Source organism: Brevundimonas sp. ABV4_179 (genome assembly GCF_056311945.1).
In genome coordinates, this window is sequence record NZ_CM149976.1 from 2379622 (window position 1) to 2403246 (window position 23625).

29 protein-coding genes and 4 tRNA genes are annotated in these 23625 nt (G+C 65.4%); 10 read left to right on the top strand and 23 right to left on the bottom strand.

The features are described 5' to 3' along the window. Window positions 1-364 precede the first annotated feature (364 nt). Window positions 365-637, top strand: a complete 273-nt coding sequence (locus ACYX4P_RS11460) for a hypothetical protein (RefSeq protein WP_476069612.1) — start codon at window positions 365-367, stop codon at window positions 635-637. A gap of 227 nt (window positions 638-864) precedes the next feature. Here ACYX4P_RS11460 and ACYX4P_RS11465 read toward each other — a convergent pair whose 3' ends face one another. Then, window positions 865-1665 (bottom strand): DUF1365 domain-containing protein, encoded by an 801-nt coding sequence (locus tag ACYX4P_RS11465; RefSeq protein WP_248116482.1) that lies wholly within the window; start codon window positions 1663-1665, stop codon window positions 865-867. Continuing rightward, window positions 1662-2999 (bottom strand): NAD(P)/FAD-dependent oxidoreductase, encoded by a 1338-nt coding sequence (locus tag ACYX4P_RS11470; protein ID WP_248116484.1) that lies wholly within the window; start codon window positions 2997-2999, stop codon window positions 1662-1664. The genes ACYX4P_RS11465 and ACYX4P_RS11470 overlap by 4 nt, the downstream gene beginning before the upstream one ends. 195 nt (window positions 3000-3194) lie before the next feature. Here ACYX4P_RS11470 and ACYX4P_RS11475 point away from each other — a divergent pair, with 195 nt between their 5' ends. The 3 genes from ACYX4P_RS11475 to ACYX4P_RS11485 are packed head-to-tail and all read left to right on the top strand — an operon-like array spanning window position 3195 to window position 5211. After that, the gene (locus tag ACYX4P_RS11475; RefSeq protein ID WP_248116486.1) at window positions 3195-3773 is read left to right on the top strand and encodes a sigma-70 family RNA polymerase sigma factor; all 579 of its coding nucleotides are present in this window, start codon (window positions 3195-3197) and stop codon (window positions 3771-3773) included. Further along, entirely contained in the window at window positions 3770-4408 is a 639-nt protein-coding gene (gene chrR, locus ACYX4P_RS11480; RefSeq protein ID WP_248116488.1) for a cadmium/peroxide/UV radiation responsive anti-sigma factor ChrR, read from the top strand. Before ACYX4P_RS11475 ends, chrR begins: the two co-directional genes overlap by 4 nt. Further along, entirely contained in the window at window positions 4408-5211 is an 804-nt protein-coding gene (locus tag ACYX4P_RS11485) for a DUF1295 domain-containing protein (RefSeq protein WP_476069615.1), read from the top strand. The genes chrR and ACYX4P_RS11485 overlap by 1 nt, the downstream gene beginning before the upstream one ends. Here ACYX4P_RS11485 and trhO read toward each other — a convergent pair. The 9 genes from trhO to ACYX4P_RS11530 all read right to left on the bottom strand — a co-directional run bounded on the left by trhO (window position 5177) and on the right by ACYX4P_RS11530 (window position 10522). Continuing rightward, on the bottom strand, window positions 5177-6163 hold the full coding sequence (trhO, locus tag ACYX4P_RS11490) for an oxygen-dependent tRNA uridine(34) hydroxylase TrhO (protein ID WP_248116491.1): 987 nt from the start codon (window positions 6161-6163) through the stop codon (window positions 5177-5179). The two genes, ACYX4P_RS11485 and trhO, sit on opposite strands and share 35 nt — an antisense overlap. 30 nt (window positions 6164-6193) lie before the next feature. After that, a tRNA-Arg gene (locus ACYX4P_RS11495) sits at window positions 6194-6270 on the bottom strand. A gap of 19 nt (window positions 6271-6289) precedes the next feature. Continuing rightward, window positions 6290-6595 (bottom strand): ETC complex I subunit, encoded by a 306-nt coding sequence (locus ACYX4P_RS11500; protein ID WP_248116493.1) that lies wholly within the window; start codon window positions 6593-6595, stop codon window positions 6290-6292. Window positions 6596-6671: 76 nt separating this feature from the next. After that, window positions 6672-6748 (bottom strand) — tRNA-Pro (locus ACYX4P_RS11505). Window positions 6749-6793: 45 nt separating this feature from the next. Continuing rightward, complete coding sequence (locus tag ACYX4P_RS11510; protein WP_248116495.1) at window positions 6794-7273, bottom strand: DUF192 domain-containing protein; 480 nt, start codon at window positions 7271-7273, stop codon at window positions 6794-6796. 23 nt (window positions 7274-7296) lie between these two features. Then, a complete protein-coding gene (locus ACYX4P_RS11515; RefSeq protein ID WP_476070259.1) occupies window positions 7297-7809 on the bottom strand; it encodes a cold-shock protein in 513 nt (170 codons plus the stop codon). A 250-nt stretch (window positions 7810-8059) separates the two neighbouring features. Then, window positions 8060-8134: transfer RNA gene (locus tag ACYX4P_RS11520), tRNA-Glu, on the bottom strand. Window positions 8135-8210: 76 nt separating this feature from the next. Next, entirely contained in the window at window positions 8211-10022 is a 1812-nt protein-coding gene (gene recJ / locus ACYX4P_RS11525; RefSeq protein ID WP_248116497.1) for a single-stranded-DNA-specific exonuclease RecJ, read from the bottom strand. A 50-nt stretch (window positions 10023-10072) separates the two neighbouring features. Continuing rightward, entirely contained in the window at window positions 10073-10522 is a 450-nt protein-coding gene (locus ACYX4P_RS11530; RefSeq protein WP_248116499.1) for a hypothetical protein, read from the bottom strand. 45 nt (window positions 10523-10567) lie between these two features. Between ACYX4P_RS11530 and phaC the strand changes: the two genes are divergently transcribed. Continuing rightward, complete coding sequence (gene phaC / locus ACYX4P_RS11535; RefSeq protein WP_409514492.1) at window positions 10568-12550, top strand: class I poly(R)-hydroxyalkanoic acid synthase; 1983 nt, start codon at window positions 10568-10570, stop codon at window positions 12548-12550. Then, on the top strand, window positions 12547-12924 hold the full coding sequence (locus ACYX4P_RS11540; protein WP_248116503.1) for a hypothetical protein: 378 nt from the start codon (window positions 12547-12549) through the stop codon (window positions 12922-12924). The genes phaC and ACYX4P_RS11540 overlap by 4 nt, the downstream gene beginning before the upstream one ends. Here the strand turns inward: ACYX4P_RS11540 and msrB are convergent. From msrB to rplM, 4 genes are all read right to left on the bottom strand, one after another. Beyond that, the gene (gene msrB, locus ACYX4P_RS11545; protein WP_248116505.1) at window positions 12921-13424 is read right to left on the bottom strand and encodes a peptide-methionine (R)-S-oxide reductase MsrB; all 504 of its coding nucleotides are present in this window, start codon (window positions 13422-13424) and stop codon (window positions 12921-12923) included. The genes ACYX4P_RS11540 and msrB overlap by 4 nt on opposite strands. A gap of 40 nt (window positions 13425-13464) precedes the next feature. Further along, entirely contained in the window at window positions 13465-14400 is a 936-nt protein-coding gene (argC, locus tag ACYX4P_RS11550) for an N-acetyl-gamma-glutamyl-phosphate reductase (protein WP_248116507.1), read from the bottom strand. Between the two features lie 101 nt (window positions 14401-14501). Beyond that, window positions 14502-14996: a 30S ribosomal protein S9 gene (rpsI, locus tag ACYX4P_RS11555; RefSeq protein ID WP_248116509.1), complete on the bottom strand. Its 495-nt coding sequence runs from the start codon at window positions 14994-14996 to the stop codon at window positions 14502-14504. Window positions 14997-14998: 2 nt separating this feature from the next. After that, window positions 14999-15475 carry a 50S ribosomal protein L13 gene (gene rplM / locus ACYX4P_RS11560; RefSeq protein WP_054765955.1) on the bottom strand — a complete coding sequence of 159 codons (477 nt, stop codon included), beginning with the start codon at window positions 15473-15475 and terminating at the stop codon, window positions 14999-15001. Window positions 15476-15737: 262 nt separating this feature from the next. Here rplM and ACYX4P_RS11565 point away from each other — a divergent pair, with 262 nt between their 5' ends. Beyond that, window positions 15738-17135: an alkaline phosphatase PhoX gene (locus ACYX4P_RS11565; protein ID WP_248116511.1), complete on the top strand. Its 1398-nt coding sequence runs from the start codon at window positions 15738-15740 to the stop codon at window positions 17133-17135. Here ACYX4P_RS11565 and ACYX4P_RS11570 read toward each other — a convergent pair. Then, window positions 17104-18204 carry a COX15/CtaA family protein gene (locus tag ACYX4P_RS11570; RefSeq protein WP_248116513.1) on the bottom strand — a complete coding sequence of 367 codons (1101 nt, stop codon included), beginning with the start codon at window positions 18202-18204 and terminating at the stop codon, window positions 17104-17106. The genes ACYX4P_RS11565 and ACYX4P_RS11570 overlap by 32 nt on opposite strands. Window positions 18205-18339: 135 nt before the next feature. Between ACYX4P_RS11570 and ACYX4P_RS11575 the strand changes: the two genes are divergently transcribed. Together ACYX4P_RS11575 and ACYX4P_RS11580 are read left to right on the top strand one after the other, a co-directional pair. Further along, complete coding sequence (locus ACYX4P_RS11575) at window positions 18340-18591, top strand: transglycosylase (protein ID WP_248116515.1); 252 nt, start codon at window positions 18340-18342, stop codon at window positions 18589-18591. Continuing rightward, window positions 18591-18785: a DUF2842 domain-containing protein gene (locus tag ACYX4P_RS11580; protein WP_248116517.1), complete on the top strand. Its 195-nt coding sequence runs from the start codon at window positions 18591-18593 to the stop codon at window positions 18783-18785. Before ACYX4P_RS11575 ends, ACYX4P_RS11580 begins: the two co-directional genes overlap by 1 nt. Window positions 18786-18851: 66 nt before the next feature. Here the strand turns inward: ACYX4P_RS11580 and ACYX4P_RS11585 are convergent. From ACYX4P_RS11585 to ACYX4P_RS11615, 7 genes are all read right to left on the bottom strand, one after another. After that, window positions 18852-18928, bottom strand: a tRNA-Pro gene (locus ACYX4P_RS11585). 59 nt (window positions 18929-18987) lie between these two features. Continuing rightward, entirely contained in the window at window positions 18988-19392 is a 405-nt protein-coding gene (locus tag ACYX4P_RS11590) for a MerR family transcriptional regulator (protein ID WP_248116519.1), read from the bottom strand. Between the two features lie 5 nt (window positions 19393-19397). Continuing rightward, window positions 19398-19706, bottom strand: coding sequence for an integration host factor subunit alpha (locus ACYX4P_RS11595; RefSeq protein WP_248116521.1), 309 nt, complete (start codon window positions 19704-19706; stop codon window positions 19398-19400). 77 nt (window positions 19707-19783) lie between these two features. Next, window positions 19784-20761: a beta-ketoacyl-ACP synthase III gene (locus ACYX4P_RS11600; RefSeq protein ID WP_248116523.1), complete on the bottom strand. Its 978-nt coding sequence runs from the start codon at window positions 20759-20761 to the stop codon at window positions 19784-19786. Then, window positions 20758-21798, bottom strand: coding sequence for a phosphate acyltransferase PlsX (plsX, locus tag ACYX4P_RS11605; RefSeq protein ID WP_248117255.1), 1041 nt, complete (start codon window positions 21796-21798; stop codon window positions 20758-20760). The genes ACYX4P_RS11600 and plsX overlap by 4 nt, the downstream gene beginning before the upstream one ends. 151 nt (window positions 21799-21949) lie before the next feature. Continuing rightward, window positions 21950-22462, bottom strand: a complete 513-nt coding sequence (locus ACYX4P_RS11610) for a YceD family protein (RefSeq protein WP_248116524.1) — start codon at window positions 22460-22462, stop codon at window positions 21950-21952. 10 nt (window positions 22463-22472) lie between these two features. Continuing rightward, window positions 22473-22997: a ubiquinol-cytochrome C chaperone family protein gene (locus ACYX4P_RS11615; protein ID WP_248116526.1), complete on the bottom strand. Its 525-nt coding sequence runs from the start codon at window positions 22995-22997 to the stop codon at window positions 22473-22475. 91 nt (window positions 22998-23088) lie between these two features. Here ACYX4P_RS11615 and ACYX4P_RS11620 point away from each other — a divergent pair, with 91 nt between their 5' ends. After that, the gene (locus ACYX4P_RS11620; protein WP_248116528.1) at window positions 23089-23568 is read left to right on the top strand and encodes an outer membrane protein assembly factor BamE; all 480 of its coding nucleotides are present in this window, start codon (window positions 23089-23091) and stop codon (window positions 23566-23568) included. Window positions 23569-23625 lie beyond the last annotated feature (57 nt).

Below are 23625 nucleotides of genomic sequence, written 5' to 3' on the forward strand. Positions count from 1 at the left end.
GATCACTCTCGACGATGCTTCTGGCGCGAGTTGGGACCGCGCCGCGCCCGCGCTAGCGCCGAGATGAGCGCGCCTAGGACGAGCACCCCAAAGAAAGTCAGCACGACCGGTATCGAGAACTCGTCGAGCATGGAGAGACCTTCGATGAACGTCGTCAGGACACTATATCGCTCCCTGGCAAGATCGGAAGACGGCGTCTTGACCGCTTCGACTAGACGTGGACTCCACGATCAGCGATTCTCCCGACAAAGCAGGGAGTTTGCCGATGACAGAGCCAGAACCGACGCGAGCCCACCAGGAGGCAGCGTGGGAAGTGCCACGCACGAACCTATCGATGCGGATTCCTCGATGGGCCCACAAGCGCATGAAGGCCAAGGCCCGCGACGAGGGCAGGACCGCCGCCGATCTCTACACGGACGTCGTGGGCGACTTTGTTGAAAACGAGATTGACCGCTGGAAGAACGGATTGATCGCGGGGCCGACGTCATCGCCGTCGACCTCACTGGTGGTGCCGCGGCCATTGGCGACGCGCGTCCGAGCCATCGCTGAAGACCGCGACGTCATCATCAGCGACATCATCTATACCGCAGTCCTGCTTTACCTGGGCGAAGCGCCTCCGAGCGCCGCCGCCGCCTGAGCCACGAGCCAGGCCGGCCACACAAGCTGCGCTCATGAGCACAGAGTCGCAGCATTTCGATCAAACGCTACTGATCTGAACTCAAACCCGCTGCGAACGGTCGTAGCCGGTGAGATTCTCAGCGAATGGAAAAAGCGACAACAAGGTACCGGTTTCGACTCGCATCAAGTATCGCCTAAGATATATTATGCGAAATAACTGTCGTTCGGTTGTCTAGTCGTCGCTATTCAATGGCCTAGCCGGCTTTCCTCAGCCGTCGCTTGGTAAGTGGCCGGCGTTTGCGCTGGCGGGGGCTGGTTGGTGAGTCGGACGCCTTTGAGCCAGAGCTTGAGCGCTTCCCAATGGATCGCAGCCATGACCTTAAGCGTCATCAGCGGGATGGACGCAGCGACGGATACGATGACGCGATCGGTCAGGGGTTGGCGCCAAGCCTTCATGGCGGCGTTGATCAGGACGCCGTCGGCGTCCAGGCCGTCGATGGTCATGTCCAGTTGATCGCCCGGCGCATGGCCGCGAAACCGATAGTCCATCTCCATGCCCATGAATGGCGAGACATAGAGCGCCTTGGCCGCCCCCTGACGGATCAGGCCCTTGGCTTGGTCGGCCGCCGGCACAGGAATGACATAGACGTGACGCACGCCGAAGGTGCTGGTTACCTCATAAACCATGGCCGCCAAACGCTCATCGGGATGATGGCAGTAATAGAGGCTGATCGGATTGAAGACGTAGCCCAAGACGCGGGGCATGGTTAACAGGCGGACCGGCCCCAAACCGATGTCGATCCCGGCCCGCGCCAGCCATGCCTGAACCTGGGGCCTGAGATCGCCGGAGCCGTCGCCATAGTCTCGGTCATGGAAGGACAGCAGGTTGAAACGGTTGCGAGAGAAAAGACGTAGCCGCCGGGCTGCGTCTTCGATCTCGCTCAGGTCCAGAAACAGCCAGAAGACACGGTAATCCAACTGGTGAACCTTGGGTCGCAGCCGACGGTGCATGACCCGGCCGCGATAGAGGGCCGATGCCCCGCTCATGCCGCGCGTTCAAGATATGGGGTCGGGCTGGCGATTAGATGGATGCGGCCGCTCTCGTTATCGACCGCCCAGGGCCGGCGCACACCACCCAACTGTTCGGCGACGGCCAGGCCGGATTGCAGGCCGTCCTCGTGGAAGCCGGCGCCGAAGTGCGCGCCGCAGAACCAGACGCCCCCCTGCCCTTGCAGGCTCCACAACTGCTTCTGGGCGGCGACGGCGGCCGGATCGAAGATCGGGTGTTCGTAGATCTCGCTGCGCAGAAGGGTGTCGGGACGCGGCGGACGCGGCGGGTTCAGGGTCACGAACAGATCGTCGCCCGCCAGCCCCTGGAGCCGGTTCATCCAGTAGGTGACACACAGGCCGGAGTCCGCTCCGATATAGTTCCAACTGGCCCAGGCGCGGCGACGACGCGGCATCAGGGAGGCGTCCGTATGCAACACGGTCAGATTGCGACTGTAGCGGAAGGCGCCCAGCAGCGACTGCTCGGCCGAGGTAGGCTGATCCAGCATGGCCAGCGCCTGGTCCGCGTGGGCGCCGATGACGACATGATCGAAACGTTCGACGCCGCCGTGGCTGTCGTGAACGATCACGCCGTCGTCGGTGCGACCGATCAAGACGACGCCGTGATCCAGCCGAATGTCCTGAAGCGCGCGCGCCAGGTGTTCGACATAGACGCGGCTGCCGCCCTCGACCGTGCGCCACATCGGGCGCCCCACTAGTTTCAGCAGACCATGATTGCCGCAGAAGCGGATGAAGGACTCCGCCGGATAGTCCATCAGCGTATGGGCCGGCGACGACCAGATGGCGGCGGCCATCGGCAGCAGGTGATCGTCGCGAAACGCCTCGCTGAACCCTTCGCGTTTCAAATAGTCGCCCAGCGTCAGGGACGGATCGTTCAGACCGACCAGATCGCGCGGCGCCTCGCGATAGAAGCGCAGAATTTCGGTCAGCATGGACCAGAAGCGCGGCCTCAGGGCATTGCGACGCTGGGCGAACAGGCCCGGGGCCGCGTATTCGAACCGTCCATCATCCAGCGACACGGCGAACGACATGTCGGTGGCGCGGGTCTGAATCCCCAGATGCGTGAAAAGGGCGATCAGATTGGGATATGTGGCGTCGTTGAAGCAGATGAATCCGGTATCCACCGCGATCTCGCCGGACGGCACGCCCGCCGTCACCGTATTGGTGTGCCCGCCCAGACGGTCCGCCTTTTCATAGAGCGTGACCCGGTGTTTCTGCGATAGAAGCCAGGCTGAGGACAGGGCCGCGACGCCCGAACCGACAACGGCGATCTTCAGGGGTTCGAGGGACGATCTTGCGGGCGAGACGGACATGGAGGCTCCAGGGCGCGCCCGCAGGCGCGGCGACGACGCATGGAGGATTTACGGCCCTGCGTCATGATCGGATCGCGATTGATCCAGACATTTCCGCCCGCCGTATTAGGGTTCATGCATGGCGAACCCCAATCCTTCGCACCCACACGGTCCGCAACCTTGGCGCCCCGACCGGGCGTCTCCCGTTCTGGCCGAATGACCCGTCCTGACGCGCCCCTGGATCCCCGGCTGCACGATCAGATGATCGAGGCGATCGCGCTGCGGCGCGACCGGGCGGCGTTCGCTTGCCTGTTCGAATATTTTGCGCCGCGCCTGAAGGCCTGGCTGATCAAGTCCGGGGCCACGCCGGGCGCGGCGGAGGATTTCGCCCAGGACGCCATGCTGACGGTTTGGCGCAAGGCCGATCTGTTCGATGGCCGCAAGGCGCGGGCGGCGACCTGGATCTTTACCATCGCTCGCAATCGCCGCCTGGACATCCTGCGTCGCGACGCCCGGCCGCTGCCGACGCCTGAGATCGAACTGGCGGGTGAAGACGTTCTGCGGCCGGACGAGCTGTTGTCCATGTCCCAGGATGCCGACCGGGTGCGTGACGCCCTGGCCCGTCTGAGCCCCGAACATGTCGAGGTGCTGCGCCTCGCCTTCTTTGTCGACAGTTCCCATTCCGAAATCGCGCGTCAGTTGGATCTGCCGCTGGGCACCGTGAAATCCCGCATTCGAAACGCCATGACCAAGCTTCGCCTGATACTCGCTCCGTCCGAAGAGGCCTCGCGATGAACGCGCGCCGCAATCCGTCCGAAGACCTGCTGCTGTCCTATGCGTCCGGGTCGTTGAGCGCGCCGGAAGCCGTGGTGGTCGCCGCCCATCTGGCCCTGCGCCCCGCCAATGACGCCTGGGTGCGAGAGTTGCAGGCGGTTGGCGGCGCATTCCTCGACGACGCCTCGCCCGTCGATTTGTCAGAGGATGCGCTGGCGCACGCCTTGGCGCGGATCGAGACGGATGCAGGCGCGGCGAAATCGCCTGCCCCGCTGAATGACATGCCCGAACTGCCAGAGCCGCTTCGCCGCTATGCGCTCGGCCCCTGGCGTTGGATCGGCCCGGGTATGCGGGTTCGCGATGTTCATGCGCCTCGCGATGGCGACTGCCGCGTCATTCTGTTGCGAATCGAGCCGGGTCGCGACACGCCGAAACATACGCACGGCGGGGTCGAACTGACCTGCGTCATCTCGGGCGCCTACGCCACCGAAACGCAACGGTTCGATGTCGGCGATCTGGAAGAGGCCAACGACGACGTGCTGCACCAGCCGCGCGTCGTCTCTGACGAGGCCTGTCTGTGCGTGGTCGCCCTGGATGGACAGATCAAGCTGGACGGCTGGATGGGCCGGTTGCTGCAGCCGTTCGTGCGCCTGTGATGGGCCTGGTCGGCCTCTGGGGCGTGGCTGCCCTGTTCATAGTCTTGGTCATGTGTGCCGCCTGGGTCGTGCAGCGCCGGACCGGACAAGGCGGATGGGCGGACGCCTTTTGGTCGTTGGGTCTGGGGGCGGCCGGCGTTGGCGTGGCCCTGTTTCCACTCGACGGCGCCGCTCCCTCCCCTCGTCAATGGCTGGCGGGTTTGCTGATCGGCGCCTGGGGTCTGCGTCTGGGGTTACACATCGCCAAACGCGCGGCGGCCGAAGGCGAGGACGCCCGTTACGCAAGGCTGCGCCAGGACTGGGGCCGGGGCTTCCAGGCGAAGATGTTCGGATTTTTGATGTTGCAGGCCGGCGCTGCGGCCTTTCTTTCGCTCAGCGTTCTGGTCGGCGGACGCAATCCGGCGCCGGGTCTCACGCTTCAGGACGTCTTGGCGGCGCTGATCTTTATCGGCGCCCTGCTCGGCGAGGGCGTGGCTGACCGGCAGTTGGCCGCGTTCAAGCGCGATCCCGCCAACAAGGGCAGGGTGTGCGATGTGGGCCTGTGGGCCTGGTCGCGGCACCCGAACTATTTCTTCGAATGGTTGGGCTGGTGCGCTTGGCCCATTTTCGCCATCGGCCTCAGCGGCGACTGGCTTTGGGGTTGGCTGGCGCTGACGGGCCCCGCTTACATGTATTGGCTGTTGACCAAGGTGTCGGGCGTGCCGTTGCTGGAGGCGCACATGAAGCGGTCGCGGCCGGACGCCTTCGCCGCTTACGTCGAGAAGACGCCTAGCGCCTTCTTCCCGCGTCCGCCACGCCGTTAGGATTGGGCGAGGCGCCGATATGGGTCTGCCCACGCTTTTGGGCGATCTCGATTTGGCGATGCCGTTCGGCGTAGCGGGCGCGTTGGCCCTCGTCGCGCGTGTCGTGACAGCGTGCGCAGCAGACGCCCTCGACGTAATGCACAGATGCGCGGCCAACCTCGTCCACCGGCAGACGGCAACCGCGGCACAGGGTATGCGCCCCCTGGATCAGGCCGTGACCGACAGAGACCCGCTCGTCGAAAACAAAACACTCTCCATGCCATAGGCTATCTTGTTCGCTCGTCGTCTCAAGATAACGCAGAATCCCGCCCTCCAGGTGGTGGACGTTCTTTATCCCTTCGGCCTTGAGGAAGGCGGTGGATTTCTCGCAGCGGATCCCGCCGGTGCAATACATGGCGACCCGCCGCGCGCCGGTCTGCGCCAGCAGGGCGCGGCCCTCGGTGCGGAACCAGTCGGGGAAATCGCGAAAGCTCTCTGTATTGGGCTTCACCGCGCCTTCGAAGGCGCCGATCTCGCTCTCGTAGGCATTGCGCGTGTCGATCACCAGGGTCTCAGGATCGGCAATCAAAGCATTCCAGTCCGCGGGCGAGACGTAGACGCCGGCGTCGCGCGCCGGGTCCAGGTCCGGCTGGCCCATGGTGACGATCTCCGTCTTGACCCGCACCTTCATCCGATGGAACGGCGAAATGTCCGTCCAGGCGTATTTTAGTTCCAGCCTGTCGAACCCCGGTAGGGCGTGGATGGCGTCCAGCACCGCCTCGACGCCGTTGATCGGCCCGGCGATGGTGCCGTTCAACCCCTCGTGGGCGACCAGCAACGTCCCCCTCACCTGCCCTGCGTCGCAGACAGCCTGCAGCCTTTCGCGAACCCTAGCGGGATCGGCGACCGGCGCGAACCGATACAGCGCCGCCACGCGGATGGCCTGTTCGGGCGAGGTGGGGATGTCGGTCATGTGCGGACCCCATACGCGCCGCGCCGGGAATGGCGCGCCCAGCAGGACTCGAACCTGCAACATCCCGCTTAGAAGGCGGGTGCTCTATCCGGTTGAGCTATGGGCGCTTTTGGCCGGACGCAGGCGTCAGTGCGTCCAGGATTGCTTGCGGTTGGTGGCGAAGTTGTCGGCATAGGCCTTGATAATCACCGGCGGATCGTTCGGCTCATGCAGACGGAAGGCGATGCCGTGACGCTCGGCGTATTCGACGGCCTCTTCCTTCGAATCGAAGTTCATGCGGACCTGGCCGTTCATGTCGCTGGAGCTGGTCCAGCCCATCAGCGGGTCGATGGTGCGCGCCGAGGCGGGTTCGAACTCTAGCCGCCAGTCGCGGCTCTTGGCCTTGCCTGACTGCATCGCGGTCTTGGCCGGGCGGTAGATGCGAGCGAGCATGGGCGGGTCCTCAGTGACGGCGAGCTTTCGCCCCTGCCATAACGCGCGCCGGATGCGGAATCCAGCGGCCTTCCGTTGGTCGGGGCGAGAGGATTCGAACCTCCGACCCTCTGGTCCCAAACCAGATGCGCTACCAGGCTGCGCTACACCCCGGACCGAACGGAGCGCCCTATTGGCACTTCGCGCGGCAAACCGCAATCAAGGCTTGAAATAAGGATGTAAAACTTTGTCGCCGGGCTGTGCGTTGATCTCGGCGGCGCGGCCGGCGCGGAGTTCCAGCACGCCGTTGGCCGCCCCGTTGGACGGTATCGGCGCCTCGGAAAACGGCGTGGCGTGCGAGGCGATGGAGACGATGCGCCCCTTGGGGTCGATATAGAGAATGTCCAGCGAACTGGGGGTGTTGCGCATCCAGAAGCTCTGCTCGCGCGGCGCCTCGCCGGGCCATTGGAACAGCATGCCGCGATCCGCCTCCAACGGCGGTCGGAACATCAGACCACGCTGACGCTCCGGTTCGTCATCGGCGATCTCAACCCAGAACTGGTGTTCGCCCGAGGTCGTGACGATGGCCAGACTTTGCAGCGGCTCGCCATTGGGGCCGGTCGGCGCCTTGGCCGCGCAGCCGGCGACGGCCAGAATCAGCAGCCCTGCCAGAATCAGTCGTCTGCTTGCGTCGATCATGCGCCTCTCCTGGGCGCCGGATATCAGTCGCCCGTTCTGATGTCCGCGACCACCAGCCCCTTGGGCCCATTGGCGAATCGCACCCGCACCGTATCGCCAGGGATCAGATCGTCCAGGCCGCAGCGACGCAGCGTCTCGATATGGACGAAGATATCGCCTGGCTCGCGATCACGCACGACGAATCCGTAGCCCTTGGTGCGATTGAACCATTTGACCAGCGCGGTCTCCAGTTCGTCGTCCGACAGTTCGACCGAGGCGGTTGGCGGTGGCGCGCGACGAACAGGCGGGGCCGAATCTCCATAGCCGAGATCGTGGATCGCCACCGTCTGCCACCCCTTTGGACGTTTGACGCAATCGCAGGTGATCGGCGCACCTTCTTCCGCGTCGCGGCCAAGGTCGCGAAGGCTGCTGATGTGCAGCAGCACGTCGCGCATTTCAGTCAGCGCCGGATCATTGGGAACGATGAAGCCATAGCCCTTTACGGCATCGAACCATTTCACCCGCCCGATGACGCGAACGGTCTGCGCCGTGTCCATCTCGTTGTAGTCAGACAACTTAAGACCCCCGTCCGCGCGTTTAGCGGACTCGGTCTATGTTTAACACCGTTCCGCGAAACTTTGAAAAGCGGAAAATGCACGCGATGGGCGAAGATTAACGTTATTGGTCAATAACGACTAACCACGAACGCGCACGGCGCGGTTCCGCGATGCGGAACATCAGCAATATTGGTCGGTGGAAATTGATCGTCGCCAGAGCCATTCGGCTAGACGATCGGCCTGCCCCGCGTGGCAGTCCCTAGGGGAGTCGAACCCCTCTTTTCAGGTTGAAAACCTGACGTCCTAACCGATAGACGAAGGGACCGCTGCGCGGGAGAGCCGGCGATATAGCCGCGCCCTCGAAACGGTGCAAGCGTGGATTTTCAGTTTTTTGGGCGCGTTCAGATCATCCGGGGATCGGACACATCCTCGATCTCGAACTGCACGCCCTTACGGCCATTCCAGTCGTCGGCCTTCAGCCGACCAACGACGCTCAGCCCCCCCTGCCCCGCCAGAAGCGCCTGGCCGGTCGGCAGATCGGCGCAGCGCCAGGCGATGGCCCGAACCGAGGCGCCATCCGGCCCGACCAGCCGGCACCGCACATGGCCGCCGTTCATCGCAATCGGCTCACGCGCCTGAACGCCGTTGAGCGCGAATGTAGGTTCGGGATTGGCGGGACCGAAGGGCGCCAGGCGCTCAAACGATTCGAACAAGTCGCGCGTCGCGGCGGACGGATCGATCAGGGCGTCGATCTCCAACACATCCTGAGCGACCGCCTCGACACGTTCCTGCGCCAGCCGGTCGTTTAAAAAGGCGTTCAGTTCCGCCAGACGCGCGCCGTCCATCGTCAGACCTGCCGCCATCGCGTGCCCGCCGCCGGCGATCAGGACGCCGTTTTCCCATGCCGCCTGGATCGCGCGCCCCAGGTTCATGCCAGGCTGGGACCGTCCTGAACCCTTGCCGATGCCGGTGATGGGATCGATGCCGATGACGATGACGGGCTTGCGCCAGCGTTCGCGCAATCGACCCGCGACGATGCCGACCACGCCGGGATGCCAGTCGTCGCCGGCCACCACGACCACGGCGCTGTCGTCGGCGTGAGCGCCCGTCGCCTCGACGCGACGCACGGCGGCCTCCGTCACCATCCGCTCCACCTCGCGCCGCGACACGTTCAGGGCGTCCAGTTCGATGGCCAGGGCCTCGGCTTCTCTGGGGTCGTCGGTCGACAGCAGGCGTGCGCCCAGGTCCGAACGACCGATCCGCCCGCCCGCATTGATTCGCGGTCCCAAAATGAAGCCCGCGTGATTGCTCTTGGCAGGCCCCGGTTCGGCCCCCGCGGCCGCCAGCAGGGCGCGCAGACCCGGATTGCGCCAGTCGCTCATCACCTTCAGCCCCAGGCCCGTCAGGGCGCGGTTGAAGCCGGTCAGGCCGGTGACGTCGCAGATCGCGCCCAGGGCGGCCAGGTCCAACCACTGTCGGATGTCGGGCTCGGACCTGTTTGCAAACAGGCCGCGCCTGCGCGCCTCGCGGTTCAGGGCGGCCAGAAGCACGAAGACCACGCCCGCCGCCGCCAGGTTGCCTTGGCCAGAGTTGCAGCCCGGCCGGTTGGGATTGACGACAGCCAAAGCCGTCGGCGGTTCGCTGCGCATCATGTGGTGGTCGATCACCACGACGTTCAAAGCGATGGTGGCGGCATGGGCCAAGGCTTCGTTCGCCGCCGCGCCGCAGTCTACGGTGATGACCAGATCTGCGCCCGACGCCTTCAGGGTGTCGAAGGCCTTGGCGCTGGGGCCGTAACCTTCGGTCAGGCGATCGGGAACATAGATGGGCAGTTCGTGGCCCATGGCCCGGAACCAGCGCACCAGAAGGGCGGCGCTGGAGGCGCCGTCGACGTCATAGTCGGCAAAGACATGGATGCTCGCCTGGGCCTGGAGCGCGTCCAGAATGGCTTCGGCCGCCGCGTCCATGTCCATGAAGCTGGACGGATCGGGAAACAGGGCCCGCAGGGTCGGCGTCAGAAAGTCCGCACCCTGATCCGCCCGCACGCCGCGCGACGCCAGGGCGCGGGCCAGAACTTCTTCCAGGCCCAGGGTCTGCATGTGGGCGCGCACGACCGCCGCGTCGGCCAGCCTCTGTCGCCAGGCGCGGCCGGACAGGGATCGGGACACGCCCAGAAAGGCGTTCAGTGTTTTTGCCGCGCTGTCGTCAGCCATAGGCGCATCATCGGCGGATTCTGCCGGCGCGGCGACCGCCAGTGTCGATTTCACCGCGCAGGGCGGCGGTCAAGCGGCGGCGGCGCCTTCGCCCTGTCGCGCAGGCTCTGGGCGAAGGCCTCGATCTCGGCCTGGGTGCGCGCGGCGTCGGGCGATACGGGAACGGTCGCGACCTTGGCGTTGATCTGGGCCGCTAAGGCCTCGGGATCGTTCAGTGTCCAATCGATTCGGGCGATCTCGCCGTTCAGGGCGGCGTTGTCGGCCTGAAGCCGTTGGGCGTTCGCTGCGACCTGACGCACGTCCGGCAGGCTGGTCGGCGCCGCCGGGAAGTCCTCCCAGCGCGGATAGTGGCGGTTGGCGTCGACCAGTTCCTGGACGCGCGGGGCTAGCGGCGAGGCGGCGTCGGTCTTGGCGGCCAGGCCGCCGGAGCAGGCGCCTAATGCCCCTGTGATCGCGACTGCGGCGATCAGGATCATCCTTTTTGAGAGCGGCGCGTTCATTTCCCGGTCGGTCTTATGCCATCATGGCCCCGCGCGGAAGGGCGGATGAACCAGCCCGCAGCGCAGGAAGCGCGAAGGACGATGATGGCCAAGCCTCCCCCGCCCCCAAAGGACACGACCGACAAGCCTGCGCGTAAAGCCGGCCGCCCCACCTCCGCCAAGCCGCGACCGCCGCGTCAGCCCAAGGAACAGCTGAAATCCTTGCCGGACGGGCCGCCGCCGGCCGATGAACCCCAGTCCGCCTTTGCCGGCGCCGAGCAGGCCGCGCTGATCGAGACGCTGTCGCTCAATCTGGCCAAGGCGGCGATGATGGCCCAAGGCGCCATGGCCGAGGCTGCTCTGAACCAGGCGGTCAAGAACCCAGACGGCGCGGCGACGCTGACGCCTGACCCTTTCAACGTCGGGCCCGCCATGACGTCGGTGATGACCAGCCTGGCCGCGCGCCCCGAGAAGCTGTTCCACGCCCAGGCCGACCTGTTCGGCCGCTACATGGACCTGTGGAGCACCACGGCGCGTCAGGCGGCGGGCGAGACGCCGGACCCCGCCCCGGCCGACAAGCGCTTCAAGGACCCCGCCTGGTCGGAAAACCCGATGTTCGACATGATGCGGCGGTCCTATCTGCTGACGTCGGACTGGATGAACGGCTTGGTGGCAGGGGTCGAGGACGTCGATCCGGCGGTAAAACGCCGCGCTCAATTCTTCACCCGCCTGCTGACTGACGCCTTCTCGCCGTCGAACTTCCTGGTCTCCAACCCGGTCGCGCTGAAGGCCCTGGCCGAGACCAGCGGCGAATCCCTGGTCCGGGGGATGCAGAATTTCGCCGCCGACCTGGAGCGCGGCGGCGGTTCGCTGCGCATCAGTCAGGCCGATTACGGAAAGTTCGTCGTTGGCGAGAATGTCGCCACGGCGCCGGGCCAGGTCGTCTGGCGCGACGAACTGTTCGAACTGATTCAGTACGCGCCGGACAGCGAGATGCAGCATGAGATCCCGCTGCTGATCTTCCCGCCGTGGATCAACAAATTCTACATCATGGACCTGCAGCAGGCCAACTCGCTGATCCGCTGGCTGTCGGCGCAGGGGTTCACCGTCTTCGTCTGTTCCTGGGTCAACCCGGATCGCGACAAGGCTGATTTCGGCTTTGACGACTATCTGGAGAAGGGCGTCTATCGCGCCGTCGAGAAGACGCTGGAGCAGGCGGGTGCGGATCGACTGAACGCCGTCGGCTATTGCATCGGCGGCACTCTGCTCGGCGCCGGTCTGGCGCATATGGCGGCCAAGGGCGACGCACGCGTCGCCGCCGCCACCTTCTTCGCCGCCCAGCACGATTTCGCCGAAGCTGGCGACCTGCTGCTGTTCACCGACGAACACTGGATCGCCGAGATCGAGCGTCAGATGGATGCGGCGGGTGGCGTACTGCCCGGTGCGGCGATGGCTGAGACGTTCAACGCCCTGCGGTCAAACGACCTGATCTGGTCCTTCTTCATCAGCAACTATCTGCTGGGCAAGGATCCGCCGGCGTTCGACCTGTTGTTTTGGAACGCCGATCAGACACGGATGCCCAAGGCGCTGCATCTAGAGTATCTGCGCCAAATGTACGGCGCCAACGCCCTGGCAGAAGGCGTGTTCGAGATCGGCGGCGTGACCGCCGACCTGTCGAAGGTGAAGATCCCGCTGTATTTCCAGGCCAGCCGCGAGGACCATATCGCGCCGATGAACTCGGTCTATCGCTCGGCGCGACTCTTCGGCGGGCGGGACGTGACCTTCACCCTGGCCGGATCGGGCCATATCGCCGGCGTCATCAACGCCCCGGCGGCGCGAAAATATCAGCATTGGATCAACCCCGCCCTGCCCGACACCCTGGCGGAGTGGCAGGCGGGCGCGACGGAGCATCCCGGCAGCTGGTGGGAGCACTGGGCGGCGTGGCTGCGCGAACGATCCGGCAAGCCGATCCCCGCTCGTGATCCGGCGAAAGGGCCGCTAAAGCCCATCGAGCCCGCGCCCGGCAGCTATGTGAAAGTGAAGTCTTGAACCGTATCGAACCGAACGCCCTTCTGGCCCTCAGCACGGGCGTGGCCCTGGCGCTTTTGCTCATGACCGCCAGCGTGTTCGGGGAGCCGGGCAATACGCTGAAATACGTCCTGTCGGCCGTAGTCTGCGCCGGCACCTTCGTGCTGTTGAACGGGCGGGTGGCGCGGATGATGAAGCGGCCGGCGGTCCAGCCGATGATCCACGGGGACGCCCCCGGCACGGCCGTCTGGTCGGGCCTTTTTCCGCTGATGGTCATCGCCATGGCCTGCGCGCCGGTCTTCTTCCCCGGTCATGACTACGGCCTGCTGGTCATCATCGCATCGGTCATCTTCGGCGCGACAGTGGACTCCGCCGTCCGAGCGCGTCGCCTCTAGGCGGCTGCGAACTTCAGCGCTACGCCATTGTTGCAGTAACGTAGGCCCGTCGGGCGCGGGCCGTCCGGGAAGACATGGCCCTGGTGGGCCAAACAGCGGGCGCAATGGTATTCGGTGCGTGGAACGCCGATGGCCAGATCGCGCTTCTTGCCGATATTGGCGGCGATCACGTCGTAGAAGCTGGGCCAGCCCGTGCGGGAATCGAACTTCCATTCCGATCGGAACAGCGCCAGATCGCATCCCCTGCACGAGAAGACGCCGCGTGCATGCTGGTCGTTCAAGGGGCTGGAATAGGGACGTTCGGTTCCGTCGTGCCGCATGACGCGCCAGGAGGCGTCGCCCAAGCGTCGTCGCCAATCCGCATCCGACACCCGACGATAGGACGAGGCGGCGTACTGACTTTCCCCGGCTTCGGACATCTCGGGCGAACAGGCGGAAAGAGCGAGCGCGCCGGCGCTCATCAGAAGGCCCCGGCGATGCAGGATCAGGGACTGGGTCATGTCCCTGATACGACGAAGGCCGCCGAATGGTTTCAGCGCCTCAGATCAGGCCTGTCGCCTCGTCCAGGCCCAGCATGATGTTCAGGTTCTGAACCGCCGCGCCCGAGGCGCCCTTGCCCAGATTGTCCAGCAGGGCGACCAGCCGCGCCTGTTCGCCATTGCGATCACCGAACACGTGCAGCCGCAAGCGGTTGGTGCCGTTCAGACCCTCGGGCTCGATACCGGCCATGGCCTCGGTCTCCTCCAGATCCGCGACCTCGACGAAACGCTGGCCGTCATAGGCCTCGACCAGGGCGCCGTGCAGCCGTTCGACCGAGGGCGTTTCGGGCAGCGCCGCCAGATGCAGCGGAACCTCGACCAACATGCCCTGGCGATAGGCGCCGACGGCGGGCGTGAACAGGACGTCGCGGCTCAGCCCCGCATGCCGGGTCATCTCGGGCACATGTTTGTGCTTCAGCGTCAGCCCATAGGCGCGATAGGCGGTCGCGGCGCCGGGCGCTTCGAACTCGGCGATCATGGCCTTGCCGCCACCGGAATAGCCCGACACCGCATTGACCGTGATCGGATAGTTGGCCGGAACCAGACCCGCCTTCACCAGCGGCCGCATCAAACCGATGAAACCCGTCGGATAGCATCCGGGATTCGACACGAACTGGGATCGCGCGATCAGCGCGCGCTGCCCCGCATCCATTTCTGGAAAGCCGTAGGCCCAGCCTGGCGCGACCCGATAGGCGGTCGAGGCGTCGATCACCTTCACGGACGGGTTCTCGACCATCGTCACGGCTTCCCTCGCCGCATCGTCGGGCAGGCACAGGATCACGGCGTCTGCACCGTTCAACGCCTCGCGCCGCGCCTCCACATCGCGACGACGCTCCCCCAGCAGGACCAGTTCCAGATCCGGGCGCGCTTCCAGCCGCTCGCAGATCTCAAGCCCCGTGGTGCCGGCCTCGCCGTCGATGAAGATGGTGTGGGTCATCTGTCTCTCCCGTCCCTTCTCCGCTTAAGGAGCAAAGGCGCAAGAAAAAGGGCGCTCCGGGTGTCCCCGAAGCGCCCAAAATCCGAACCGCGTGAACGCGATCAGCGCTTCGAGAACTGGAAGCTGCGGCGCGCCTTGGCGCGGCCGTACTTCTTGCGCTCGACGACGCGGCTGTCGCGGGTCAGGAAGCCGTGCGGCTTCAGAACCTTGCGGAGTTCCGGTTCGAAGTGCGTCAGGGCGTGCGACAGGCCGTGGCGGATGGCGCCGGCCTGGCCCGACAGGCCCGAACCCTCGACGGTGCAGATCACGTCATACTGGGTGGCGCGGTCGGCGACGTTCAGCGGCTGGGCCACCATCATCTGCAGAACCGGACGGGCGAAATAGGAGGCCACGTCCTTGCCGTTCACGGTGATCTTGCCGGCGCCGGGCTTCACCCACACGCGGGCGATGGCGTTCTTGCGCTTGCCGGTCGAATAGGCGCGGCCCTGCGCGTCCAGCTTCTGGACGTAGACGGGCGCGTCGTTCTCGGCCGAGGCCGACAGGCCCTTCAGGGCGTCAAAGCCGGTGGCGGTTTCGGTGTTGGTCACGTCGGTCATGCTCAGACGCTCCGGGTGTTCTTGGGCGACGCCGACTTGAAGTCGATCGTTTCCGGTTGCTGGGCTTCGTGGTCGTGCTGGCTGCCGGCGAACAGGCGCAGGTGCGTCATCTGCTTGCGGGCCAGGGGGCTTTCCTTGGGCAGCATGCGCTCGACGGCCTTCTCGAGCACGCGCTCGGGGAAGCGACCGCCCAGAACCTTTTCCGGGGTCGTCGACTTGACGCCGCCGGGGTGGCCCGTGTGGCGATAGTAGATCTTGTCGGTGTTCTTCTTGCCGGTGAACACCACCTTGTCGACGTTGGTGACCACGACGTAGTCGCCGCAATCGACGTGCGGGGTGTAGTCGCCGCGGTGCTTGCCGCGCAGACGGTTGGCGATGAAGGTCGCGAGGCGGCCCACGACGACGCCTTCGGCGTCGATGTGGATCCACTTCTTCTCGACCTCGGCCGGCTTCAACGAAGCCGTGGTGCTCTTCAGCATGAGGGGGTTCCTGGAGACGAAAATCGGGTCCGGCCCCCGAAGGAACCGAATGAAGGCGCGCTGATACCGGAGACGATCAGTCGCGTCAATGCGCAAGATCGGCGTCCGCATGATGTAAGTATCGGATTTTTATACATATTTGCAATGCGGTATCAAAATACCCGACTGCATAACCCGTATGGACGTTACAAAATAACAAATTCTGTCATCAAACCATGACGTTTTGCCGCCATCCGGGGCGCCAAGCCTTTCGGAGCATCCCATGCATCTTCATCGTCGCGGACTGATCGCCTCCAGCGCCGCCCTCGCCTTCTCGGGTCTAGCCCGAAGCGTCCAGGCGGCCGAGGAGACCTATCTGAACGAGGTCGAAGGTTATGGTCCGCTGACGCGCGATCCCAACGGCCTGCTGGATCTGCCGGACGGCTTTTCCTACCGAATCGTGTCCCAGGGCGGCGAGACCATGGCGGATGGTCTGCTGGTCCCCGGTCAATTCGACGGCATGGGCTGTTTCGGCCTGGGCGGGACGCGCGTCGCCCTGGTCCGCAACCATGAACTGAAAGGGTCGTCCGCCGCGCACCGCAACTGGGGACCGGGGGGCTATAATCAGCAGCGGATCGGCCTGCTGGATGCAACGTGCGCCTATGACACCTATAAGGACGGCCGCCCTCTGCCCGGCGGCACGACTACGGTGGTCTATGACCTGGCGACCGGCAAGACCGAGCGCCAGCACCTCAGCCTGGCGGGCACCAGCACCAACTGCTGTGGCGGGCCGACGCCCTGGGGTTCATGGCTGACCTGTGAAGAGACTCAGGAGACGCCTGCCGACGCCGACGTAAACAAGGCCCACGGCTATGTCTTCGAGGTGCCGTCGCGCGCCGAGGGGCTGGTGGATCCCATTCCCTTGACCGCCATGGGCCGGTTCGACCACGAGGCTGTGTGCGTCGATCCGCGCACCGGCATCGTCTATCTGACTGAGGATAAGCAGGACGGCCTGTTCTATCGCTTCATCCCCGAGAGGCCGAGAGAACTGGCCAGGGGCGGCCGGTTGCAGGCCATGGTCGTGCGCGCGCGGCAAGGGGCTGACACCTCCAACCACCAGGATCGGCTGTGGTCGGTCGGCGACTGGCTGGACGTGAACTGGATCGACATGGCCGAGGTCGACAGCCCCAAGGGCGACCTGCGCCAGCGGGGTCACACAGACGGCGCCGCCCTGGTCGCCCGGGGCGAAGGCGTCTGGTGGGGCGACGGCGAGCTTTATCTGACCGCCACCTCGGGTGGGCCGATCCAGCGGGGGCAGATACTGCGCTACGTCCCCTCGCCCGACGAAGGCCGTGCGGGCGAGGCGCGTCGACCGGGCCGGCTTCAGTTGTTCGTCGAAAGCACGAATGAGAAGACGCTCAACATGGGCGACAACATCACCGTCGCCCCTTGGGGCCATCTGATCGTATGCGAGGACAACTATTCCAGCGACATCAGGAACCACCTGAAAGGCGTGACGCCGGACGGCAAGATCTACACCCTGGGCCGCAATGTGTTTCAGGGAAACTCGGAGTTCGCAGGCGCGGTCTTCTCGCCGGACGGATCGACCCTGTTCGTCAACATCCAGTATCCCGGCATGACCCTGGCGATCACCGGCCCATGGCGCGCGGCCCGGACATGAAGATGCGGGGCTGGGCGCGCAGCACCAGCCACAGGTTCGCCGTCGCCAAGGCCAGGACGACGGCGGCCCCGCCCTGGTGCAGCACCCCCAGCCACACCGGCACGGCGTTGATCAGGGTGACTACGCCCAGCAGGGCCTGGGCCCAGATCGCGCCGGCCAAGGCGAAGGCGCCGAACCCCATGCCTTCGGCCACGCGCCAACGCCAGGCCTGGAAGGCGTAGACGGTGACGGCGATCAGCAGTCCATAGGCGACCATTCGGTGGTTGAACTGGGTCAGGGCCTGATCGTGCAGCAGGGCGCCCGCCCCCAGGCTCCAGTCAGCCGGCGGCAGGACCTGGCCGTTCATCAGGGGCCAGTCGGTATAGACCAGCCCGGCATGACCCCCGGCGACCAGGGCGCCCAACAGGCACTGCAGGAAGACCAGCCCCAGCAGCAGACCCGCGCCCCGCGCCCAGCCGGCAGGCGGACGACCGTGATCCTGGCCGCTCCAGGCCTCCAGCCCGGTCCAGATCAAGGCGGCGAACAGAACGAAGGCCAGGCCCAAGTGAGTCGCTAACCGCTCGGGCGCGACACTCACGCGCTCGGACAGGCCGCTGGACACCATCCACCAGCCGATCAGCCCCTGAAGCCCGCCCAGCGCCAGCAGAACCACACAGCGCCAGATCAGCCGATCCGGCATAGCCCATTGACGAAACACCGAGCGCGGCGGCGCGGCGCGGCACAGCAGGAAGAAGACCAGCGGCAGGGCGAACACCGCCCCGACCAGCCGCCCGATCAGCCGGTGCAGCCATTCCCACCAGAAGATGCCCCGGAACTCCCCCAGGCTCATGCCGGCGTTGATCTGGGCGTATTGGGGAATCTGTTTGTACTTCTCGAACGCCTCGTTCCACTGGGCGTCGTTCAGAGGCGGGATGGCGCCCATGATGGGCTTCCACTCGGTGATCGACAGGCCCGAACCCGTCAGGCGCGTAATGCCGCCGATGACGACCATCAGGAACACGATGACCGCCGTGGCGAACAGCCACGCGGCCACGGCGCGATTGCGATCTGGATTTCCGAAACGGTTCATTCGACGCCCGACGCTGACCCGGATATGCTGTCGCGCTCGACCATGACCAAATCGCGACCGTGGCGGTATGCCCCGGTCTCGAGGCAAGATCGAGTCGGATTGAGTTAACGGCGCTGACGCCGCAGGAGATCAGGGTTGCAGTACGCCGATATCGCCGCCGCCATCGCAGGTGGATTGCTTCTGGCCTGGATCGCGGACCTGCTGACCGGGCGTCGCGGATTCGGCGGGACGTCGCTGGTGTCCGGGGTCGGCCTGGTCTGCGGCTGGTTCCTGGCGGTGCGGGTGTTTGCGATCGGCACGATGGACAGCTGGGTTTGGGTGCCCTGGGCCCTGGTCGGATCTGGGGTCTGCCTGGTCGCCTTCTTCCTATTCAGGAACAAGCGCTGATGCCGCCCCGCGCGCGTCGATTCGTCGCCGCGATCGGCGTGCTGGCCTTTCTGGTCTTCTGGGTCTGGAGCCTGATCGCCCTGCGCGGCCTGTTCCCGGCCTCGGCCTGGATCGACTTCATCTTCTTCGGCGTGGGCGGCACGGCCTGGGGCCTGCCGTTGATCCCATTGCTGAAGTGGGCCGAACGCGGCTGAGGCCGGATATGGCGATGGGGCCGCCCGCAAGGACGACCCCACCATCAACATTCTATTTTTCAAGAATGGTCGGAGCGACAGGATTCGAACCTGCGACCCCTTGACCCCCAGTCAAGTGCGCTACCAGGCTGCGCCACGCTCCGAAGGCGCTCCCTATAGACGGGGGAATCCGGGATCGCAAACGCTAAAACGACTTATCCACCTACCGCGCGAGAATGGCGTCCAGCCGGGCCTTGGCCTGTTCCAGATCGGCTAGAAGCCGCTGCAAACCGGAGGTTTCAAGTCGCGCCGCATCGGGGGTCGGCGTCTGTTCGCGCGGCCCGTCCTCGATCAGATCGGCGGCGTCGGCGCCCACCAGCTTTTTCAGCCCCTGCTCCTTGTGCAGACGCTGGACGCCGCGAATGGTCAGACCGTCGTCATGCAGCAGCCGCTTGACCGTCTTGAGCACCAGAACGTCCTGCGGTCGATAGAATCGACGCCCGCCGGCGCGTTTGACCGGCGTTACGAACTCGAACTTGGTTTCCCAGAATCGAAGCACATGCTGCGGCGCCCCGACCTCTTCGGCCGCTTCGGAAATGCTGCGAAAGGCGCCGGGGCTCTTGGCCACCAGCGTCAGGCCTCGACGACGGCGTCGTGAACCCGGCTTTTCATGATCTGGGAGGCGCGGAAGCTGATGACGCGGCGCGGATTGATGGCCGCCGGCTCGCCCGTCTTGGGGTTGCGACCCATGCGGGCGCGCTTCTCGCGAACCTGAAAGACGCCGAACCCCGACAGTTTCACCGTCTCGCCGCGTTCCAGCGATTCGACGATCAGCTCCAGCGTTCGTTCGACTAGTGCCGAACATTCCTGACGCGACAGACCGACCTCGTCGTGGACGGCCTCGCACAGATCCGCGCGGGTCACAGTCTGTTGGCTGGCCATCATATCCCCCGCTCGCGCGATCAACTCGTTGTCATAGGGACGCAAAGGCCCCGAAAAATCAATGCCGCTAGGCGACTTTAGAGCCGCAGGGCGCAGGCGCCCCAGGTCAGGCCGCCGCCCATGGCCTCAAGCAGCACCATGTCGCCCTTCTTGATGCGGCCGTCTTGGATCGCGGCGTCCAGCGCCAGCGGGATGGAGGCGGCAGAGGTGTTGGCGTGCGTGGCGACGGTCGAGATCACCTTGTTCTCGTCCAGCCCCAGGCGGTCGCCCACGCCCTTGATGATGCGCTGATTGGCCTGATGAGGCACGAACCAGTCGACGTCCGAAATCTGGATGTTCGCCGCTGCACAGGCCGCGGTGATTCCCTCAGCGATATTGACGACCGCATGACGGAAGACCTGGTTTCCGGCCATGCGCAGATGCCCGACCGTGCCGGTCGTCGCAGGCCCGCCGTCGACATAGAGAAGGTCGGTCTTGGAACCGTCCGCGCGCAAAGCGAAGCCCAGCATCCCCTGATCGTCCGATGTCCCCTGCCCTTCGCGCGGCTCCAGCACGACCGCGCCGGCGCCATCGCCGAACAGGACGCAGGTGGTTCGGTCGGTCCAGTCCATCAGCCGAGTCATTTCTTCGGCCCCGATCACCAGGGCGCATTTCGACAGGCCGCGCGCCACGAAACCGTCGGCGACGCTGAGCGCATAGACGAAGCCCGAACAGACCGCCTGGACATCGAAGGCCACGCCCACGCCGGCCCCCAGCTTGCTTTGAACGATGGAGGCCACGGCCGGGAAGGTCATGTCCGGCGTGGTGGTGGCCACGATGATCAGATCGACGTCCGTCGGCGTCTTGCCGGCGTCCGCCAGAGCTTTCCTGGCCGCCTCGACCGCCAGGTCGCTGGTCGGCTGGTCGTCGCGCGCCTTGTGGCGCTGCTTGATGCCGGTGCGTTCCTGGATCCATTCGTCGGAGGTGTCGACGATCTTGGCCAGATCGGCGTTGGTGACGATCTGCTCCGGCAGGAAGGAGCCGACGCCGGTGACGACGCTGCGGGTGACGCTCACTGGACGGTTTCTCCCACGGGGGCGGCGGCCTTGGCGTGATCGAACACGGCGTCCAGCTTGCCCAGGTTGTCCCCCACCTTGCTCATATAGTCGCTGCGGGCCAGATCGACAGCGATGCGGATGGCGTTGCCGAACCCCTTGGCGTCCGCGCCGCCGTGGCTTTTCACCACGATGCCGTTCAGACCCAGCAAGGGACCGCCGTTGATGGCGCTGGGGTCGATCTTCTGACGCATCTTCTTCAGGGCCGGCATGGCGATGGCGGCGCCCAGCTTTGACTGCAGATTTGAAGTCAGGGCTTCTTTCAGCAGGGCCGAAATATAGCGAGCCGTGCCCTCGGCGGTCTTCAGGGCGATGTTGCCGGTGAAGCCGTCGGTGACAACAACATCCACCGTGCCCTTGGCGATGTCGTCGCCCTCGACGAAGCCATGATAGTTCAGGTCGAACGGGCCATCGCGCAGGATAGCATGCGCCTCCTTGACCTGTTCATTGCCCTTCATGTCCTCGGAGCCGACATTCAGCAGGCCGATGGTCGGGCGCGCCACCCCGCGCACCGCCGCCTGGAAGGCCTCGCCCATGATGGCGAACTCGATCAACTGCTCCGCGTCGCTGCCGATGTTGGCGCCCACGTCCAGAACGGCGGTATGCCCCTTGAAGGTCGGCCAGCTCGCGACGATAGCCGGCCGTTCCAGGCCGGGCGCGGACATCCGCAGGATCAGCTTGGCGATGGCCATCAAGGCGCCGGTGTTGCCGGCCGAGACCACGCCACCCGCCTCGCCCGTCTTCACGGCCTCGATGGCGTTCCACAGGCTGGAGCCCTTGCCGCGCCGCATCGCCTGGGCCGGCTTCTCGTCCATAGCCACGACCTTTTCGGTGTGTCGGATGTCGATGATGTCGGCCGCCAGGTTGCAGCGGGCCAGCTGCGCCCGGATCTGGGTCTCGTCGCCATGCAGCAGGAACCGCACGCCCTCGCCATTGTGGGCGGAGAGGTAACTGCTGATGCCGGGAACGACGACGGACGGCCCGTGATCGCCGCCCATGGCGTCAAGCGAGATCGTAACTGGGGTGGGCAAATGGACCTCGTGTGGCCGCGTCGTCTTGTCGCGCGACGCTTTCAGATTGGGCGCTGGACGATAGCGCCGACGCCGGGGGATGCAACCACCCGGTCCCTACGTCAACCTCGGCCCCGCCTCAGGCCGGATCTTCGCGATCCTTCAAGGCCTTCAGAGCGGCGAACGGCGAGATTTCACTGGGTTCTTCCGGTTGCACGAACTCCGCGCCCGGCTTGCGGGGGAACGGGTCCAGCGACAGCACCAACTGTTCGACGGCGTACTGGCCCAGGTCGATCTTGCCATCCTCGATCAGGTCGGCGCCCTCCTCGTCCAGCGTGATCTCGATCTCGTCGGTTTCCTCGGCCGCCGCCTCGGCCATCTGGATCGAGAAGCGTCGGTCAACATCGACCGGCAGCGGCTCCAGCGTCAGACCGCAGGTCTGGACGGCGTGGGCGACGACCCGGCCCCTCATCGTCCATTCGCTGGTGGAAGGCGTGGGCTTTATCTCCAGATCGACGATGAAATCCTCAAGCCGCTGCAGATCCAGGGATTGAGCGATTCGTTTGCGGGTGTCGGCGTCCGGTTCCAGCCGACGGCTCAGGCCGGCGCCGATCTGATTGATGCGAACCACGTCGCTGAAAGGCTGCGTCATGCTCATCTCGTTAAACCTCGGCCCAGGCTGGCGTCGCCAGCACGGTCTTGTAATCTTGTGCGCCCAGCGCCGACCGGCTGGCCAGGGCGTAGTCCGCCAAGGCGGCGGCGTGATCAGCTTGCGTCTCCGCATAAACGTTGCGGGCCATGGCCTCGGCCAAGGTCGTGGCGTCGCCGGCCCTTAGCGGCGCCTCATAGGCGTTCATGCGGCCATAGACCGCTTCGCCCAGCTTACGCATCTTCTTGCCCACCGAGACGTCGCCCACGCCTTCCTCGCGCAACGCATTATCCAGCGCTGATACATAGACGTCGAATACCGCCTGGGCCGCGTCGCGTCCTTGGGCCGTGTCTTCATCGCGCAAGCGCAGCACCAGCAGCAGCACGTGCAACGTATAAAGCTCGAATCGGGCGTCTATGCGGTCGGCGACGCCCAACCGCGTGTAAAAGACGGGATTTCGCGCCTGAGACACGGCCTTGGCGTAAAGATCGTCGCCGATGCGCGGCCCAGATCTGGGTTTGAACAGGTTTTTCAGCATGGGTTCCTACGGCCCCTTTTCCGCCGCGCCGTTGAACTAGGACGCAGGTCCGTCTAGGTCAAAGACCTTGTTCTCTCGCAGGCGCCCGACCATGTCCCGTTTCGTCCCGCTTCTCGCCGCCGTTTCGCTGGCCGGTTTCAGCGCCGCCTGCGCGCCCGTTATCGGCTCCAACGGCTTCCAGGCCATCGACGCCAAGCCCCAGGACGTGGTCGCCGGGACCGACACCAAGGAGACGGTGCTGGCCAAGCTGGGCTCGCCCTCGACCACCTCGACGTTCGAACCTAACCAAGTCTGGTACTACATCAGCCAGACGACCGAGAAATACACCTACAACCTGCCCAAGGTCTCCAGCCGCACTGTGACCGAGATCACCTTCGCGCCCGGCGGCGATCAGGTGGCGGCGGTGCGGACCCTGGGTCTGACCGACGGCGAGGACGTCGCGATGAACCGTAACGAGACCCCGACGCGCGGCCGCTCGCTGACGGTTCTGGAGCAACTGCTCGGCAACGTCGGTCGCGGCCAATTGCCCCGCACGGAAGACGACACGCCCGGTCAGCGCCGCCCCGACTAAGTTCGCCCGCCTCCAGACAAGCGAACGGCCCGGAGATCGTTCTCCGGGCCGTCGTTG